Below are 17,311 nucleotides of genomic sequence, written 5' to 3' on the forward strand. Positions count from 1 at the left end.
TTCACAGATTCCGCGAGTACGATGATCCACAGTCAGCCAATGAAAATATTTTTAATTATGTAACTTCTTCCAATAACAGGGACGGACTTGCTATTAAAACCGCAGGATACGGTCTGCTTCAGAGACCTGAGGAGAAAAAAATCCTCATTGTATTAAGTGATGGAAAACCATACGATGTCATCGTAAACAGACCTCACGCAAAGAATCCGGAACCTTATATGGGAAAATATGCAGTTAATGATACTGCAACAGAAGTGCGGCACCTGCGAAACCTTGGAGTAAGTGTTCTGGGAGTGTTTGCGGGGGAAGAAAAGGATCTTTCCACAGAAAAAAAAATATTTGGCAAAGATTTCGCATATATCCGGAATATTTCGAATTTTTCCAGAATTGTTGGGAAATACCTGATTAAACAGTTGAATTCGGATGAATAGACTGATAAAACAGGGCGAAAATATGCCGTTTGAGCGTGTTGATATGTTAAGAGATTATAAGATTAGCACGTCAATATGATAAAGTGCATAAAAACCAGTTTTTTCACCTTGCCTTTTTGTACAAATTTCGCTATAATGTTTTATGTTTATAAATTAATACAAAAGGGAGAGGAAATCATGAACGAAAACAAAGAGTTCAAACCGTATATTCCGGCTGACAAGATCACACCAGAATTTACGGTGACATCCATCATCATGGGTGTTATCCTTGCAGTCATCTTCGGTGCAGCCAATGCTTATCTTGGTCTGCGTGTTGGTATGACTGTATCTGCTTCCATTCCGGCAGCAGTTATTTCCATGGGCGTAATTCGCAAGATCATGAAAAAGAACTCCATTCTGGAGAGCAACATGGTCCAGACAATCGGTTCAGCCGGTGAATCACTGGCAGCCGGTGCAATTTTCACAATGCCTGCTCTGTTCCTTTGGGCAGAAGAAGGACTTTGTGAAATGCCGGGTATCGTGGAAATTACATTAATCGCACTTTGCGGTGGTGTTCTTGGTGTACTTTTTATGGTACCACTTCGTAACGCACTGATCGTAAAAGAGCATGCAACACTTCTTTATCCTGAAGGAACTGCCTGCGCAGATGTTCTTCTTGCAGGTGAAGAGGGTGGTGCAAACGCTGCGACAGTATTCTCAGGTATGGGAATCGCAGCGATCTTTAAATTTGTAGTTGACGGTTTAAAGGTAATCCCTGCAGACGTTGCAGCAGCATTCAAAGGATTCAAAGGTGAAATTGGTATGGAATGCTATCCTGCACTTCTCGGTGTTGGATATATCGTAGGACCAAGAATCGCATCATTTATGTTTGTTGGTTCTCTTATTGGCTGGATGGTGCTGATTCCGGTAATCTGTCTGTTCGGAGCTGATACAGTTATGTATCCCGGAACAGAAACAATTTCTGCTCTTTATGCAGCAGGCGGAGCAGCTAAAATCTGGAGTACTTATGTAAAATATATCGGAGCAGGAGCTATCGCAACAGGTGGTATTATTTCCCTGATCAAATCCCTGCCTCTGATCATTACAACCTTCCGCGATTCCATGAAGAGCATGAAGGGCGGTAAGAATACAAGTACAGAAAGAACTGCACAGGATCTTCCGATGAACATTATCCTGATTGGTATTGTGGCAATGGTTGCAATCATCTGGCTTGTTCCGGCTATCCCGGTTAATCCGATCGGTGCGCTGATCATCGTAGTCTTCGGCTTCTTCTTTGCAACTGTATCTTCCCGTATGGTTGGTCTTGTAGGAAGCTCCAATAACCCTGTATCAGGTATGGCTATCGCTACTCTTCTGATCGCAACAATGGTTATCAAAGCATCCGGCAAAACCGGTATCGACGGAATGAAAGCTGCAATTGCTATCGGTTCCGTAATCTGTATCGTAGCAGCAATCGCAGGTGATACTTCACAGGACTTAAAGACAGGTTATCTCCTTGGTGCAACTCCTAAGAAACAGCAGATCGGTGAGCTTATCGGTGTTCTTGCTTCCGGTCTTGCTATCGGTGGTGTTCTTTATCTTCTGAACACTGCATGGGGATATGGAAGTGCAGAAGTACCTGCTCCTCAGGCAACTCTGATGAAGATGATCGTAGAAGGTATCATGGGCGGCAAGCTTCCATGGACACTGGTATTCATCGGTGTATTCCTTGCAATTGGTCTGGAAATCTTAAGAATTCCGGTTATGCCATTTGCTATCGGTCTTTACCTTCCAATCTACCTCAACGCTACTATCATGATCGGTGGTGTTGTTCGTATGTTCGTTGACAGAAGAAAGAATGTTGATGATAAGAAAAAAGAAGAACAGGCAACAGACGGTACACTTTACTGTGCAGGTATGATCGCAGGTGAAGGTCTTGTAGGTATCCTTCTTGCTATCCTTGCAGTAGTAAACGTAAGCAGTGTATTTGATCTCTCCGGAAGCATTAACCTTGGTAATGCAGGCGGTGTGATCCTGATGTTACTTATGATCTTAAGCCTTCTGAAATTCAGTATCTGGAATAAGAAGAAAGCCTGATCAGGCGGGGATGATAATATCTAAATGAGTAAAAAAGAAAAAAGAAATACAGATCAATTATCTGGATCTCATTCCTGAGCGCAGTGCACAGCTTCGCTGGCATACGGACATCAGGGGGAGAATGGTGCTAGAAATAGAAAATAAGGGTGTATTTAATACGATTGCCCAGAAACTGTTTGGAAAACCCAGATATACGAAGATACATCTGGATGACAATGGTACATTTATCTGGCCTCTCATAGATGGCAGGAAGACAGTGGAAGATATTGCAGCACTGGTAAAAGGTGAATTTGGGGAGAAGGCAGAGCCTTTATATCCAAGGATCATTAAATACTTCCAGATAATGGAGAGTTATCATTTTGTAAATTTTATCAATAAGCCTGGAAAATAAGGTAAGAATAAGAGCGGGAGCAGTCCTTCGTGGATTGCTGCCGTTCTTGTAGTTTACGGGGAAATAAATACGGCGCAGTGATAAAGTGGCATCATAGATGCATTTGAGTATAAAATGGCCTGAGGATATCGGCTTGGATTGTGGATAAATGCTGGCTGAAAAAGATGCAATGCAAACGCTGTGCTCGAAGTGAATAAGAGATAGAAATAGGAGGCGAAAGATGAAGTTGGCAAATGGAAAGAAATCAAAATTACTTGAATACTTAATGATTATTGTGGGAACCGGACTGATGTCATTGGCAATCAATTCTGTATTTGATGCATCAGGAATGGTTACCGGCGGTTTTTCCGGTGTAGCGATTATCGTAAAGGCCTGGACAAAAGGAGTCATTGACGGTGGAATCCCGCTTTGGGTAACCAATATTGGACTGAATGTTCCACTGTTTCTGATCGGATGGAAGATACATGGTTTCTCTTTTGTAAAGAAAGCACTGATAGGAGAAATTTCTCTGTCTGCATGGCTGGCCTTTCAGCCGGTATGGAATCTTGCCGGTGATGACCTCCTGCTTGCAGCTCTTTACGGCGGTGTGATCCAGGGTGTGGGAATCGGACTCGTTTTTCTTGGCGGTGGAACGACCGGCGGAACAGATATGATGGCTGCAATTATACAGAAATATCTGAAACATTATTCAATCGCACAGATTATGCAGATCATAGACGCAGGCGTTGTATTGGTTGGTATGTACGTATTTGGTATCCACAAAGCATTATATGCGATCATTGCAGTATACCTGGTCACAAAAGTATCTGACAGTCTGATCGAAGGTCTGAAATTCTCCAAAACTGCTTACATCATCACAGGAAAGCCGGATGAAATTTCAAATATGATTATCAATGACCTGGACAGAGGTGTAACCGGCATCAACGCAAAAGGAATGTACTCCGGACAGGACAAGCTGATGCTTTTTTGTGTAGTAAATAAAAAAGAAATCGTAATGTTAAAAGAAAAAGTAGATGAGATCGATCCGGCAGCCTTTGTGATCGTGACAGATGCCAGAGAAGTCCATGGAGAAGGATTCATAGAGAAAAAGTAGAAAAAGAAGAGATAAGGTGAACACTCACAAAAAAATATACAAAAAATTGTAAATTTTTTAATCTTTCCTCTTTCATTTTTGGTAAATATATATTAAAATACAATACAGGTATAAGGTTTTATGGTTAAAACGGAATAACGTTACTGAGAACGCAGTGAACGGTAGCACGAACAATACTATAGATGAGAAGGGATTGAAATTGGATGATATCGAATCAGGTGCTTCAGAATACTCTTGAAGGGTTAAAAGAAATTTCCAGAACAGAATTTTGTGTACTCGACACAGAAGGCAAAGTACTCGCAAGTACTTTTGCAGATTTTTCCATCGCAACACCAGATGTGCAGGCTTTCGTGGAATCACAGGCAGACAGCCAGCTGGTAAAGGGATTCCAGTATTTTAAAGTCTGTGATGACTATCAGCTGGAATATATATTAGTTGCTCATGGTGATGATGAAGATACTTATATGGTAGGCAAGCTCGCAGCTTTCCAGATTCAGAATCTGATCGTAGCTTACAAGGAACGCTTTGATAAAGACAGCTTTATCAAGAACCTTCTTCTTGACAACCTGCTCCTTGTTGACATTTACAACCGTGCGAAGAAACTGCACATAGAAGCAGATGTACGCCGCGTTGTTATGATCCTCGAGATGCCTCAGGAAAAAGACCACAGCTCCATGGAGAGTGTGAAGAGCCTCTTCGGCGGTAAGAGCAAAGATTTCATCACAGCCGTAGACGAGAAGAGCATCATTGTTGTCAAGGAACTCGATGAAGGTGAGAACTATCCGGAAATGGATCAGCTTGCACACACCATCCTTGATACCCTCGGAATGGGTAACGATGGCAAGACCCATATGGCATATGGTACCATTGTCAACGAACTGAAAGAAGTATCCCGATCCTATAAAGAGGCCCGTATGGCTCTCGATGTAGGCAAGATTTTCTTCGGAGACAAAGAAGTAATCGCATACAGCTCCCTGGGAATCGGACGACTGATCTACCAGCTCCCAATCCCGCTCTGTAAGATGTTCATCAAAGAAATCTTCGGTGGCAAATCTCCGGATGACTTCGATGAAGAAACACTGGTAACCATCGATAAATTCTTTGAAAACAGCCTGAATGTATCCGAGACATCCAGACAACTTTACATCCACAGAAATACACTGGTATACCGCCTCGACAAACTCCAGAAAAGCACCGGCTTAGACCTCCGTGTTTTTGAAGATGCCATCACATTCAAGATAGCACTCATGGTAGTACGCTACATGAAATACATGGAGACATTGGAATACTAATACAAATATACTGTAATGGAAACAAAACTTTAATGCCTGTCACAGCTTACACGTTGTGACAGGCATTTTTACTTTACAAATCTCTTTACACAGTGTATAGTTTAAATCCGGGATTAGAGAGCAGTCAATCGGATATTCGCAATCCGCTTTCGCTACTTGCTCATAACCAAATAACTGCTTCGCAGTATATCAGAAGGGACTTGTACCCCTTCTGATACAAGCAAGTCCCCACCCACTGCTTATTGCTCTTCGCAATTGAAGCAGGGGACTTACTTGATTTGGTTAAAACTATGAACATTCAATGAACCCACAAAAACCTCTTGCAATCCCCAAAAACATACATTACAATAATGTTACAAATTCATTAACCCATTGGAGGAAAAATCTATGATAGATCTTATAGATGTAAGCAAATCCTATGGCCCCGGCCTTCCGGCAGTAAACCATGCGAACTTACATATAGATAAAGGCGAGTTCGTCTTCGTAGTAGGAAACAGCGGATCAGGAAAAACAACCCTGATCAAACTCCTTATGAAAGAACTGGATTCCACATCCGGCCAGATCATCGTAAGCGGTGAACGTCTGGAAGGAATGAAACACAGAAGAGTAGCCAAATACCGCCGTAAGCTGGGCGTAGTATTTCAGGACTTCCGTCTACTGAAAGACAGAAATGTATATGAGAACGTAGCGTTTGCCCAGAGAGTAGTCAACCGCCCCACAAGAGTAATTCGTAAACGTGTCCCGGAGGTACTTCAGGAAGTTGGACTTGCTGTCAAATACAAATCCTTCCCGGATGAACTTTCCGGTGGAGAACAGCAGAGAGTTGCACTGGCAAGGGCGCTGGTCAACCGTCCGGATATCCTTCTGGCAGATGAGCCTACAGGAAATCTGGATCCGAAGACTTCCGAAGAAATCATGAAGCTTCTGGAACAGATTAACGACAGAGGAACCACAGTAGTTGTTGTTACACATAATAAGGATATTGTAAATTCCATGCGCAAACGTGTTGTGACCATGCATGAGGGCTCTATTATAAGTGACGAGAAAGAGGGAGAATATCATGAGGCCTAGTACAATCTGGTACACTCTGAAACAGGGTGTCAAAAATATCAAAAGAAACTGGATGTTTTCCCTGGCTTCCATTATCACCATGGCTGCCTGTATTTTTCTGTTTGGAATCTTTTTCTCCATTGTCAATAATGTGAATAATATCGCACATAAGGTAGAGCAGGAAGTGCCGATCACAGTATTCTTTGAAGAGGGAACTACAAACAAACAGATCAAAGCAATCGGAAAGAAGATCAAGGCACGTCCGGAAGTAGAGAAAATAGAGTATCAGTCAGCTGATGAAGCCTGGGAGGAATATAAAGAGCAATATTTTCAGGGCTCAGAGGCAGCAGACGGATTTAAGGACGACAATCCTCTTGCAAACTCAGCCAACTATCGTGTGTATATGAATGATATCACGAAGCAGTCAGAGCTTGTTTCCTATATACAGGAATTGAAACATGTAAGAAAAGTCAACCAGTCTGAGGAAGCAGCAAAAACGCTGGGAAATATCAATAAGCTAGTTTCCTATATTTCTATTGCCATCATTGCATTGCTGCTTGTCATCTCCATATTCCTGATCAGCAATACGGTATCTGTGGGTATTGCAGTCCGTAAAGAAGAAATCGGAATTATGAAATACATAGGAGCGACAGACGCATTTGTCAGAGCACCATTCCTGCTGGAAGGTATGGTTCTGGGGGTGGTCGGAGCAGCAGTTCCACTGATCGTGCTTTATTTCTGTTATAATGGGGCGGTATCTTATATTCTGAACAAATTTAATGTGCTGACCGGCGTGGTTGATTTTATCCCGGTATGGCAGATTTATCAGATATTGCTTCCTATAGGACTGGGACTTGGAATCGGAATCGGACTGATCGGAAGTTTCTTTACAACAAGAAAGCATTTAAGAGTATAATAAAAAGCAGACAAGCATGAAGCTGCCGGAACAATGATATCATATCATGAACCGGCGGCTTTTTTACAGGAGTGCAGACATGAAAAATAAAGAATTTTGGAAAGGTGCAGTAGCAGGAGCACTGGTTGTGACGTGCATCGGTACAGGTGTTTTTGCAGGAACAGGTCTTGCAGCAAAAGGAACAGCTCTTGGTGATCGCAAGTGTACATCAAAGCTGGCATATCTTGAAGAGCTGATCGACAGATACTATCTGGGAGATAAGGATGAAGAGAAGCTTCAGGAAGGGCTTTATGCAGGTCTTCTCTATGGACTGGATGATCCTTATTCCAGATATTATACAGCAGAGGAATACGATTCTGAGAATTCTTCCAATGAAGGAAGCTATGTGGGAATTGGCATTCTTATGGAGAAGAACAAAGAAGGCGGAGTAAAGATTGTTGAATGCTATGAGGGTGGTCCCGGAGAAAAAGCAGGACTGGAAGAAGGGGACATCATCAGTGCCATTGACGGGGAAGACATCACAGAGGATGAGGTATCTGATGTTGCAGATATTGTCCGCAATTCGAATAAAGATAGCGTGGTGCTTACTGTTCACAGAGAAGGTGAAGAAGATGCCATGGAAATCACAGTCCCTGTCACAGATGTGGAATTACCGTCTGTTTTCCATGAAATGCTGGATTCCAAAATCGGCTACATCCGCATTACACAGTTTACAGGCGTTACCGGCGAACAGTATCAGGAAGCTTTTGATGATCTGCAAAAACAGGGAATGGAGAAAATGATCGTGGATCTCCGCGATAATCCGGGTGGACTTCTTGATTCTGTCTGTGATATCCTGCGGAAAATCCTTCCGGAAGGACTGATCGTTTACACCGAAGACAAAGACGGAAACAGAGAAGAGGAAAAATGTGATGGAAAAAATGAACTCCGGATTCCGCTTGCAGTTCTGGTGAATGAAAGCAGCGCCAGTGCATCAGAGATTTTTGCCGGCGCAGTGCAGGATTATGGTATCGGAACAATCGTCGGAACAACCACTTACGGAAAAGGCGTGGTACAGTCCATCCGCCAGCTCTCAGACGGAAGTGCCATTAAACTGACTATTGCCAACTACTATACTCCAAAAGGAAACAACATCAACAAAACAGGAATCAAACCTGATATAGAGATTTCTCTGGATACCAGCCTGCTGAATAAGAATAAAGACGAGATCACTCATGATGAGGATAATCAGCTGCAGGAAGCGATTAAGGCAGTTGAGAAGGAAAAGTAGTTGTTTGGCTGATAGTTTGATGCTATACTGTATATATGATGTCAGGGTTGAAAGGTATTTTGCCCCTGACTTGATAGATAAGATGAAGAGTCCATTACTGAGCAGGCAGAGGATTTTGCTTCGTAACTGAAAAAATATTAAACAGTTAATGGGCAGAAATTGAAAAATATCAGAAAACGAGAGGGCGACAATATGAGCGAATATGTGATCACCACCGACAACAATTCAGATCTTCCGGAGGAATATCTCAAAGACCATGGAGTAGGCTGCATGTATCTCAGTTATTCCATGGATGGAAAAAATTACACGCATGGAAATTTCCTTCCGGAGCATGAATTTTATGAGGCAATGAGAAATGGTTCCATGCCAACCACAGCACAGGTAAATCCTGAAAATGCAAAAGCACTGCTGGAGCCTTACCTGAAAGAAGGAAAAGATATTCTTCATATTGCATTTTCTTCTGCTTTAAGCGGTACATACAATAGTAGCCGTATCGCAGCGGAGGAATTGATGGAGGACTATCCGGACCGTAAGATCATCGTGGTAGATTCTCTTGGCGCTTCCCTTGGTCAGGGGCTTCTGGTTTACCTTGCGCAGGAGAAGAAAGAGCAGGGAGAAGATCTGGAGACAGTTGCGAAATGGGCAGAAGAGAACAGGCTTCATATGGTACATCTTTTTACAGTCAATGATTTAAACCACCTATACCGTGGAGGCCGCATTTCCAGAACCACTGCAGTAGTAGGAAGCATGCTGAATATTAAACCGGTCCTTCATGTAGACAACGACGGAAAACTCACTGCCATCGGCAAAGTCCGCGGCCGTAAAAAATCCCTTCAGGAGCTGGTAAAGCTTATGGATGAGAAAATCGGCAGCTATCATGACACCTGCCATACTATCTTTATCAGTCATGGAGATTGTGAAGACGATGCAAATTATGTGGCAGAGAAAGTAAAAGAAAAATACCAGATCAACACGATTATCATGAATCAGGTAGGAGCCACCATCGGCGCTCACTCAGGTCCGGGAACAATGGCTTTGTTCTTTGTGGGAGATGAAAGATAAATTAGTTTTTTTGTAAAATGGTTTCATGGTATCATTATCCTGCGGGAAAATAAATGATACTGCGGAACCATTTTTGATATTACAGGAGAATTTTATGAAATTATTAAAAAAAGCATTCGTATTCATATTTATATTTATGCTGAGCGTTTCAGGTCTGACAGGATATCAGGTAAGACGCCTCAGAGGAGCCCAAACATCTGAATATCCTGTTCACCCATGATCTGCATTCCCATTTGAACAGCTTTCAAACGATTGTAGACGGGACACAGCAGGAGACCGGCGGATTTGCCCGGCTGAAAACATTGATCAATGAGTACGAGAAAGAGAATACAGATACACTTATACTGGATGGCGGAGACTTCTCCATGGGAACTCTGATACAGACTGTATATGACACAGAGGCTGCCGAACTGAGGATGCTTGGATATCTGGGCTGTGATGTGACAACTCTGGGAAATCATGAATTTGATTACGGCTCCGATGGTCTGGCTGATATGCTGAACGCCGCAGTCAGTTCAGGTGAAAGTCTTCCCGGGATGGTTGTGTGTAATGTGGACTGGGATGCAATGAAAAAAGCCGGACTCAGTGAAGGGCAGAAACAGATTTATGAAGCATTTCAGACATATGGAGTAAAAGACTATACGGTAATTCAAAAAGGCGATATAAAGATTGCAGTACTGGGTGTTTTCGGAAAGGATTCTCTGGATTGCGCTCCTACCTGCGAGCTTCTTTTCAAAGACCCGTCAGAAGCCGCAAAAAAAACAGTAGAGGAAATAAAGAAGAACGAAGATGTAGACATGATCGCCTGTGTATCACACAGCGGAACATGGGAGGACGAAAAAGTATCAGAGGATGAAATCCTTGCAAAGAATGTGCCGGACATTGATTTGATCATCAGCGGACATACCCACACACAGCTGGCAGAACCGATCCTGCAGGGAGATACCTGCATCGTATCCTGCGGAGAATATGGGAAAAACCTGGGAACACTTTCCATGACTCAGAAAGAGAATGGACGGTGGGAAACGGATACCTATGAGCTTGTTCCGGTTACGGATGAAATCAAAGCAGATGAAGCCACACAGAAGAAAATAGATGAATTGTCAGATACTGTTGATACCAATTATCTCTCCAATTTTGGCTATACCAGAGAGGAAATTCTGGCAGAAAATGACATTGAATTCAACAGTCTAAGTGAGATGGAAACAAAGCATGAGGAGTTGAATCTGGGAGATATCATATCAGATGCTTATGTATATGCAGTAGAGAATGCAGGGGACTCTGATGGAGAAAAAGTAGATGTTGCGATCGTACCTGCCGGAACTGTAAGAGATACTTATACAAAAGGCAATATAACAGTGGAGCAGGTATATAATTCCTTCTCGCTGGGAACAGGAAAAGACGGGCTTGCAGGTTATCCTCTGATCAGTGCATATTTAACGGGAAAAGAACTGAAAACAGTGGCAGAGGTAGATGCCTCCATATCAGATTTTATGACAATAGCCAGATTATATTGCAGTGGAATGAATTTTACCTATAATCCCCACCGCATGATTCTAAATAAAGTAACAGACTGTTATCTGACAGGCAAGGATGGGGAAAGGGAAGAAATACAGGACTATAAATTGTATCATGTTGTCACCGACCTGTACACTGGCCGTATGCTAGGTTCTGTTCTGGACAAATCCCATGGTCTGATATCCATCGTCCCTAAGGATAAAAACGGCAATCTCATAGAGAACCTGGAAGATTATGCAGTTATGGATGGAAAAAAAGAACTGAAAGCCTGGGCTGCAATCGCAGAATACATGCAATCCTTTGAAGACACGGACGGCGATGGAATTGCAAATGTGCCGGAATATTATAATACAACACACGAAAGAAAAGTTGTAGACAACAGCAAAAGCATCATAAATCTGGTAAAACATCCGAATAAATTTGCCATAGCGATTGTGGGAATTTGTATTGTGGCTGTTGGAGTGATTCTGCTGCTGATCTTTGGAATTGTAAAGATTATCAGAAGAAGGAGATAGCATTCCGCTATAAATATTACCGTATACATGATTGCAAAAGGCTTCCGGGACGCATATGATATTGTTTTTTTCGTAAATGGCGCTATCTGATCATGTATAGATAATCGGAATGTTGCATAATCAATTGCTCTATCAGGAGGGTAAAAGGGGATATGTGAAAAGCCATTTCAGTTTGAAAAAAAGAAAAAGACTCCATAATATGAAGTCTTTAAATGCACACACTGTGCAACTGGAAAAACCAGTGAGTTGAGTTTACTTTTATTTGAACTCGCAGTGCAAATCCGTAGGGGAACTACGATTTGCATCTTTATAATGATATACGGGAGAAGAAATGTCAAATGGAAAAGAAAAGTAAAAAAATTTATCTGGGACTTGATATTGGAACTGATTCAGTCGGATATGCAGTGACAGATGATCAGTATAATCTTCTGAGAGTTCATGGTGATGATGCATGGGGCAGTGTTATATTTGATGCTGTCTTCTTTGAGCGATGAAAGAAGAAGTCATCGTTCGGCAAGAAGAAGACTGGACAGGAGACAGCAAAGAATAAATCTGCTGCAGGAAATTTTTGCTAAAGAAATTTCAAAGGTAGATGATCGTTTTTTTATTCGATTATCGGAAAGCTATCGCTGGAGAGAGGATGTTAAGGACAGGTATGTTTTTTTCAATGATGAGGAATATACAGATGTTCAGTATATGGGAAGAACATCCAACGATTCACCATTTGATCTGTGAATTGATGAATAATAAGAATCCTCATGATGTGCGTCTGGTATATCTGGCCTGCGCATGGCTGATAACACGCAGAGGGCATTTCCTTAATAATCTTAATGTGGAAAAACTGGATGAAATTATGGATATTAGCTCTGTGTATCAAAATTTTATAAATTATTTTACTGAAAATGGATACAGAAGACCATGGGGTGAAATAGATGTAAGTGCTTTGTCAGAGGCATTGAAACAAAAAACAGGCGTAACGGTAAAAAATAAAGAATTGCAAAATATTCTCTCTGGAAGGAAAGAAACCAGAAAAATCCGGAACTGAAGAGTTTCCTTTTAGTCAGGACAGTATCATACGACTTCTCGCGCAGGCGGACAGTGTAAATTAAAGGATGTTTTTTGCAAAGAAGAATATCTGGATTTAGGATCAATATCTTTGGGGATGGACGAGGAAAAGTTTGATGAAATTTCAGGCAATATCGGAGAGGATTATGACCTGCTCATAGCATTACGTGGACTATATGACTGGAGTGTACTGGCAGATATTTTAAACGGTCATTCTGAAACGATTTCCATGGCAAAAGTACAGATATATAAGCAGCATGGGGAAGATTTACAGATATTGAAATATTTTGTCCGTAAATATGTACCTGATAAATACAATGAAGTATTCAGAAAAGCAAAAGCTGATAATTATGTAGCTTACACAGGTCATATGGATAAAGATACTGCAAGTCAGATTAAAAAGAAAGCAAAACCAGAGGATTTTTCAAAATATGTCTTGAAACTTATGAGTCCAATAAAGCCGGAGAAAACAGATTTACAGTCATATGAGGATATGTGTGAACGTCTGAAGCTGAATAGCTTTTTGCCGAAACAAAAGAATACTGATAATCGTGTAATACCACATCAATTATATGAATACGAGTTGATTCGAATTTTGAAAAATGCATCCTTATATTTACCTTTTCTTAATGAAGTCAGGGATGGAGTCAGTGAGATGGACAAAGTGGTATCCATTTTCAGGTATAAACTTCCGTATTATGTAGGACCATTAAATAAGAAATCAGATTTTGCATGGATTTCACGTAAAGCCGGAAAGATTACTCCATGGAATTACAAGGATATGATAGACGAGGATGCCAGTGAGAATGCATTTATCAAAAGTATGACAAATAAATGCACCTATTTGCCAGGGGAAGATGTTTTGCCAAAAGATTCTCTATGCTATCAGAAATTTATGGTGCTGAATGAACTTAATAATCTTAAGATTGATGGGCGCAAAGTTCCTGTTTGGTGAAGTAAAACAGGGAATTTATCATGAATTATTTGAAAAGAAAAAGAAAAGCGCGAAGAAAGGATATTGAAGAATATCTTAGAAGTAATCATTATCCCGGCTGAGGGTTCGACAGAACTGATAAGCGGAATTGATGGGCAAGTGCATTCCTGTCTGTCATCTTATTATGCATTTCGAAATCTTCTGAGCAGAGAAATTTTATCTGAAAATGATGTAGAAAAAATTATAGAGAGGGCTTCTTATGCAGAAGATAAGAGTCGTGTAAAAAAATGGCTTAGAAAAGAATATCCTGATCTTTCACAGGATGATGTTCACTACATCACTAAAATCAAAATTAAAGAGTTTGGAAAATTATCCAGAACATTTTTAACAGAATTAAAAGGATGCAATAAGCAGGATGGAGAAATGACAACGATTCTGCGGATAATGTGGGAAACCAATGATAATTTAATGGAAATACTTTCGGATAAATATACATTTCGGAAAGCTGTGGAGATATTCACACAGGAATATTACACTGGGAAAAACCAGAGTTTAAAAGAACGTCTTGATGAAATGCATGTTTCCAATTCAGTGAGGCGTCCAATTTACAGAACTCTTGCTGTTGTAAAAGATATTGAAAAGGCATTTGGAAAGCCAGATAAGATATTTGTAGAAATGACGCGTGGCGGATGGGCTGATCAGAAAGGAAAGAGAACAAAAAGCAGAAAACAGCAGATTCTTGAGCTTTACACTAAATGTAGAGAAGAAGATGTACGGGATTTGAAACAACAATTAGAATCTATGGGAGAGCGTGTGGACAGTCGTCTGCAGGGCGAGCATCTGTTTCTGTACTTTATGCAGTTTGGAAAATGTGCATACAGTGGAATGCCTATAGAATTGGAAAAGCTTATGTCTGGCTCAAAAGAATACGACATAGATCACATATATCCTCAGGCATATGTGAAGGATGACAGTATTATTAATAACAAAGTATTGGTATTATCAAAGATAAATGGAACAAAAGGTAATGTATACCCTATTAGTCCTGAAATTCGTAATAGAATGCAGGGACAATGGAATTGGTGGCATCATATTGGAGTGATCAGTGATGAAAAATATAAGCGCCTTATCAGGTCAACACCGTTTACAGATGATGAAAAATATGGATTTATCAATCGACAGCTTACAGAGACATCTCAATCTACAAAGTTAATAGCAGGCTTGTTGAAGGAAAGATTTCCGAATATAGACATTGTTTATGTAAAGGCAGGACTTGTTTCTGATTTTCGACACGAATTTGATTTGCCAAAGTCCAGAACTTATAATGACCTGCATCATGCAGTGGATGCATATTTGAACATTGTGGCAGGAAATGTTTATAACATGCGATTTTCAAAGAGATGGTTTAGCGTTGACTCAGAATATAGTATAAAAACTAAAACAGTTTTTTCACATCCGGTGAATTGTCAGGGAATCTTGGTTTGGGATGGAGCGTCGATGCTTGCAAAGGTCAAGAAAATCGCGAAGAAGAACACAGCACATTTTGTGAAGTTTGCTACGTTTAAAACAGGAGGATTGTTTGACCAGAATCCAGTTAAGAAAGGAACCGGCTTGATTCCTTTAAAGGCAGGATTGCCTACTGAAAAATATGGTGGATATAATAAAGCTGGTATAATGTTTTTGATGCCTGTCAAATATAAAATCAGGAAAAAATGTGCAATTATAATTATGCCGGTAGAATTGCTTCATGGAAAACATTTTTTAGAAGATGAAACATTTGCCAAAGAATATACGTTTAACAGATTAGAAAGTATTTTAGGCAAGAAGGTAGATGAAATTTCATTTCCGCTGGGTATGCGTCCATGGAAGATTAATACGATGCTATCGTTAGATGGATTCAGAGTATGTATTACTGGAACTGGAGGCAAAGGAAAATGTCTGGTGGCACAGTCGGTAATGCAGTTTTCTTCAGAGAATTGTTGGAAAGGCTATATGAAGAAGCTGGAAAAATTTATTGAAAAATTTAAGAAGAATTCCGATTTTATATATGATAAAGAATATGATAAGGTATCTATAGAGGAAAATCAAAAACTTTATGAACTGTATATTGAAAAATTACAGAGTACAATTTATAGTAAGCGCGTAAATTCACCAGTACAAATTCTCATGGATGGACAGGAACAGTTTGGAAAATTGAATATTAAAGAACAATGTGTGGTTCTGATGAATATTCAAACAGTATTTGGTCGTATGACAAGTGGCTGTGATTTGTCATTGATTGGTGGTTCGCCTAATAGCGGTGCAACAGTTAATTTCAGTTCAACAATATCAAATTGGAGAAAAAATTATTCAGATGTCAGAATCATTGATCAGTCACCATCCGGAATATGGGAAAAGCGTTCAGAAAATATATTGGAGTTATTATGAGCTGGAGAATTGTAGTAATTGAAAATCAGGCAAAACTGGATTATAAAATGGGATATATGGTCGTTAGGGGATTAGAAACCAAAAGGGTTTTACTTGATGAAATTGGAATTCTTCTAATAGAGAATCCTGCAGTTTCATTAACTGGGATTTTGATTGAAGCATTAACAGAGAAAAAAATCAAAGTTATTTTCTGCGATCGGAAACGAAATCCAGTAGCTGAGTTGATGCCTCATCATGGATGTCATGACAGTGCAGCAAAAATACGAACGCAAATTATTTGGGAACAGAACATTAAAGATATTATCTGGAGAGATATTGTCAGTGAAAAATTTGGCAAGCAGTCAGAGTTTCTGGTGGAAATTGGAAAAATACAACAGGCAGGTATGTTGTCAGAATACGTGAAACAAGTAGAACTGGCAGATGCGACTAATCGTGAGGGACATGCTGCAAAGGTATATTTTAATGCACTGTTTGGTATGGATTTTACCAGAAGTGCAGATATACCTGTAAATGCTGCACTTAACTATGGATATAGTTTAGTTCTATCGGCTATTAATCGGGAAGTCAGTGCAAATGGATATTTGACACAGCTTGGAATATTCCATAACAACATGTTTAATCATTACAATCTCTCCTGTGATTTTATGGAGCCATTTCGTATTCTGGTAGACCGTATGGTGTAGAGCACGCAGCCAACAAAATTTGAACAGGATGAAAAACATTTTATGTGGACTCTATTGGACCAGAAAGTTATGATTGACGGTCAGAATCAATTTGTAATGAATGCTATTAAAATATACACCAAAAGTGTTTTAGATGCGATTGACGACAAAGATTCTGCGGAAATTAAATTTTATAGTATAGTGTGACTTGTTTTGGAGAAGGAGATATGAGTGGGTTTCGGTTTATGAGAATGATAGTTTTCTTTGATCTTCCAACACTGACCAATGAGGATAAACGTAATTATAGGAAGTTCCGCAAGGTTTTGATCAAAAATGGTTTTATTATGCTACAGGAATCTGTTTACTGTAAAATGATGACCAGTCCATCTATGGAAAAATCTATGAAAAATATGGTACATAATAATAAGCCACCTAAGGGATTGATTCAGACAATAACTATTACGGAGAAACAATTTGTAAAAATGGATTATATAGTGGGGGAATATACCAGTGATATCATAGATTCGGAAGAGAGGCTGATTATATTATGAAAATAATTTTATCGGAGATTGATCATATATTTGATTGTGCAGGTGGCCGATGCCTAAG

16 protein-coding genes and 1 pseudogene are annotated in these 17,311 nt (G+C 40.2%); all 17 read left to right on the forward strand.

Features of this window, described 5'->3' with window-relative positions; translation table 11 throughout:
- The coding region (locus AC058W_RS16815; RefSeq protein WP_479390375.1) for a cobaltochelatase CobT-related protein at positions 1-431 on the forward strand (431 nt) is incomplete at its 5' end.
- Between the two features lie 177 nt (positions 432-608).
- Entirely contained in the window at positions 609-2,507 is a 1,899-nt protein-coding gene (locus AC058W_RS16820) for an OPT family oligopeptide transporter (protein ID WP_117675176.1), read from the forward strand.
- 121 nt (positions 2,508-2,628) lie between these two features.
- Positions 2,629-2,898: a PqqD family protein gene (locus AC058W_RS16825; protein ID WP_479390376.1), complete on the forward strand. Its 270-nt coding sequence runs from the start codon at positions 2,629-2,631 to the stop codon at positions 2,896-2,898.
- Between the two features lie 220 nt (positions 2,899-3,118).
- Positions 3,119-3,991, forward strand: a complete 873-nt coding sequence (locus AC058W_RS16830) for a YitT family protein (RefSeq protein WP_117844054.1) — start codon at positions 3,119-3,121, stop codon at positions 3,989-3,991.
- 203 nt (positions 3,992-4,194) lie between these two features.
- Positions 4,195-5,283, forward strand: coding sequence for a PucR family transcriptional regulator (locus AC058W_RS16835; RefSeq protein WP_117675172.1), 1,089 nt, complete (start codon positions 4,195-4,197; stop codon positions 5,281-5,283).
- Between the two features lie 387 nt (positions 5,284-5,670).
- Complete coding sequence (gene ftsE, locus AC058W_RS16840; RefSeq protein WP_008707358.1) at positions 5,671-6,354, forward strand: cell division ATP-binding protein FtsE; 684 nt, start codon at positions 5,671-5,673, stop codon at positions 6,352-6,354.
- Entirely contained in the window at positions 6,344-7,249 is a 906-nt protein-coding gene (gene ftsX, locus AC058W_RS16845) for a permease-like cell division protein FtsX (protein ID WP_117844056.1), read from the forward strand. The genes ftsE and ftsX overlap by 11 nt, the downstream gene beginning before the upstream one ends.
- A 79-nt stretch (positions 7,250-7,328) precedes the next feature.
- Entirely contained in the window at positions 7,329-8,519 is a 1,191-nt protein-coding gene (locus AC058W_RS16850; RefSeq protein WP_479390377.1) for a S41 family peptidase, read from the forward strand.
- Positions 8,520-8,711: 192 nt separating this feature from the next.
- Positions 8,712-9,581 (forward strand): DegV family protein, encoded by an 870-nt coding sequence (locus AC058W_RS16855; protein WP_118573892.1) that lies wholly within the window; start codon positions 8,712-8,714, stop codon positions 9,579-9,581.
- 94 nt (positions 9,582-9,675) lie between these two features.
- Positions 9,676-9,801 carry a hypothetical protein gene (locus tag AC058W_RS16860; protein ID WP_479390378.1) on the forward strand — a complete coding sequence of 42 codons (126 nt, stop codon included), beginning with the start codon at positions 9,676-9,678 and terminating at the stop codon, positions 9,799-9,801.
- Between the two features lie 13 nt (positions 9,802-9,814).
- Positions 9,815-11,614 (forward strand): bifunctional metallophosphatase/5'-nucleotidase, encoded by a 1,800-nt coding sequence (locus AC058W_RS16865; protein ID WP_479390379.1) that lies wholly within the window; start codon positions 9,815-9,817, stop codon positions 11,612-11,614.
- 338 nt (positions 11,615-11,952) lie between these two features.
- A complete protein-coding gene (locus AC058W_RS16870; RefSeq protein ID WP_479390380.1) occupies positions 11,953-12,108 on the forward strand; it encodes a hypothetical protein in 156 nt (51 codons plus the stop codon).
- Positions 12,086-12,349 (forward strand): hypothetical protein, encoded by a 264-nt coding sequence (locus tag AC058W_RS16875; protein ID WP_479390381.1) that lies wholly within the window; start codon positions 12,086-12,088, stop codon positions 12,347-12,349. The genes AC058W_RS16870 and AC058W_RS16875 overlap by 23 nt, the downstream gene beginning before the upstream one ends.
- Positions 12,300-12,659 carry a hypothetical protein gene (locus tag AC058W_RS16880; RefSeq protein ID WP_479390382.1) on the forward strand — a complete coding sequence of 120 codons (360 nt, stop codon included), beginning with the start codon at positions 12,300-12,302 and terminating at the stop codon, positions 12,657-12,659. The genes AC058W_RS16875 and AC058W_RS16880 overlap by 50 nt, the downstream gene beginning before the upstream one ends.
- Positions 12,660-12,716: 57 nt before the next feature.
- Positions 12,717-16,040, forward strand: a pseudogene (cas9, locus tag AC058W_RS16885) (type II CRISPR RNA-guided endonuclease Cas9); the annotation flags it as partial.
- Positions 16,037-16,723 (forward strand): type II CRISPR-associated endonuclease Cas1, encoded by a 687-nt coding sequence (cas1, locus tag AC058W_RS16890; protein WP_479390383.1) that lies wholly within the window; start codon positions 16,037-16,039, stop codon positions 16,721-16,723. The pseudogene cas9 and the gene cas1, both read left to right, overlap by 4 nt.
- A gap of 224 nt (positions 16,724-16,947) precedes the next feature.
- Positions 16,948-17,253 carry a CRISPR-associated endonuclease Cas2 gene (gene cas2, locus AC058W_RS16895; RefSeq protein ID WP_173682611.1) on the forward strand — a complete coding sequence of 102 codons (306 nt, stop codon included), beginning with the start codon at positions 16,948-16,950 and terminating at the stop codon, positions 17,251-17,253.
- The last annotated feature ends 58 nt before the right edge of the window (positions 17,254-17,311 follow it).

Source organism: Blautia sp. CGZ-1-C1 (assembly GCF_056504575.1).

Coding starts and splice junctions, on each gene's coding strand:
- AC058W_RS16870 (WP_479390380.1), top strand. CDS start 11,953: ATGGAAAAGAAAAGTAAAAAAATTTATCTGGGACTTGATATTGGAACT.
- AC058W_RS16880 (WP_479390382.1), top strand. CDS start 12,300: ATGTTCAGTATATGGGAAGAACATCCAACGATTCACCATTTGATCTGT.
- ftsX (WP_117844056.1), top strand. CDS start 6,344: ATGAGGCCTAGTACAATCTGGTACACTCTGAAACAGGGTGTCAAAAAT.
- AC058W_RS16875 (WP_479390381.1), top strand. CDS start 12,086: ATGCTGTCTTCTTTGAGCGATGAAAGAAGAAGTCATCGTTCGGCAAGA.
- cas2 (WP_173682611.1), top strand. CDS start 16,948: ATGAGAATGATAGTTTTCTTTGATCTTCCAACACTGACCAATGAGGAT.
- AC058W_RS16820 (WP_117675176.1), top strand. CDS start 609: ATGAACGAAAACAAAGAGTTCAAACCGTATATTCCGGCTGACAAGATC.
- AC058W_RS16860 (WP_479390378.1), top strand. CDS start 9,676: ATGAAATTATTAAAAAAAGCATTCGTATTCATATTTATATTTATGCTG.
- AC058W_RS16855 (WP_118573892.1), top strand. CDS start 8,712: ATGAGCGAATATGTGATCACCACCGACAACAATTCAGATCTTCCGGAG.
- AC058W_RS16830 (WP_117844054.1), top strand. CDS start 3,119: ATGAAGTTGGCAAATGGAAAGAAATCAAAATTACTTGAATACTTAATG.
- AC058W_RS16835 (WP_117675172.1), top strand. CDS start 4,195: ATGATATCGAATCAGGTGCTTCAGAATACTCTTGAAGGGTTAAAAGAA.
- AC058W_RS16850 (WP_479390377.1), top strand. CDS start 7,329: ATGAAAAATAAAGAATTTTGGAAAGGTGCAGTAGCAGGAGCACTGGTT.
- ftsE (WP_008707358.1), top strand. CDS start 5,671: ATGATAGATCTTATAGATGTAAGCAAATCCTATGGCCCCGGCCTTCCG.
- AC058W_RS16825 (WP_479390376.1), top strand. CDS start 2,629: ATGGTGCTAGAAATAGAAAATAAGGGTGTATTTAATACGATTGCCCAG.
- cas1 (WP_479390383.1), top strand. CDS start 16,037: ATGAGCTGGAGAATTGTAGTAATTGAAAATCAGGCAAAACTGGATTAT.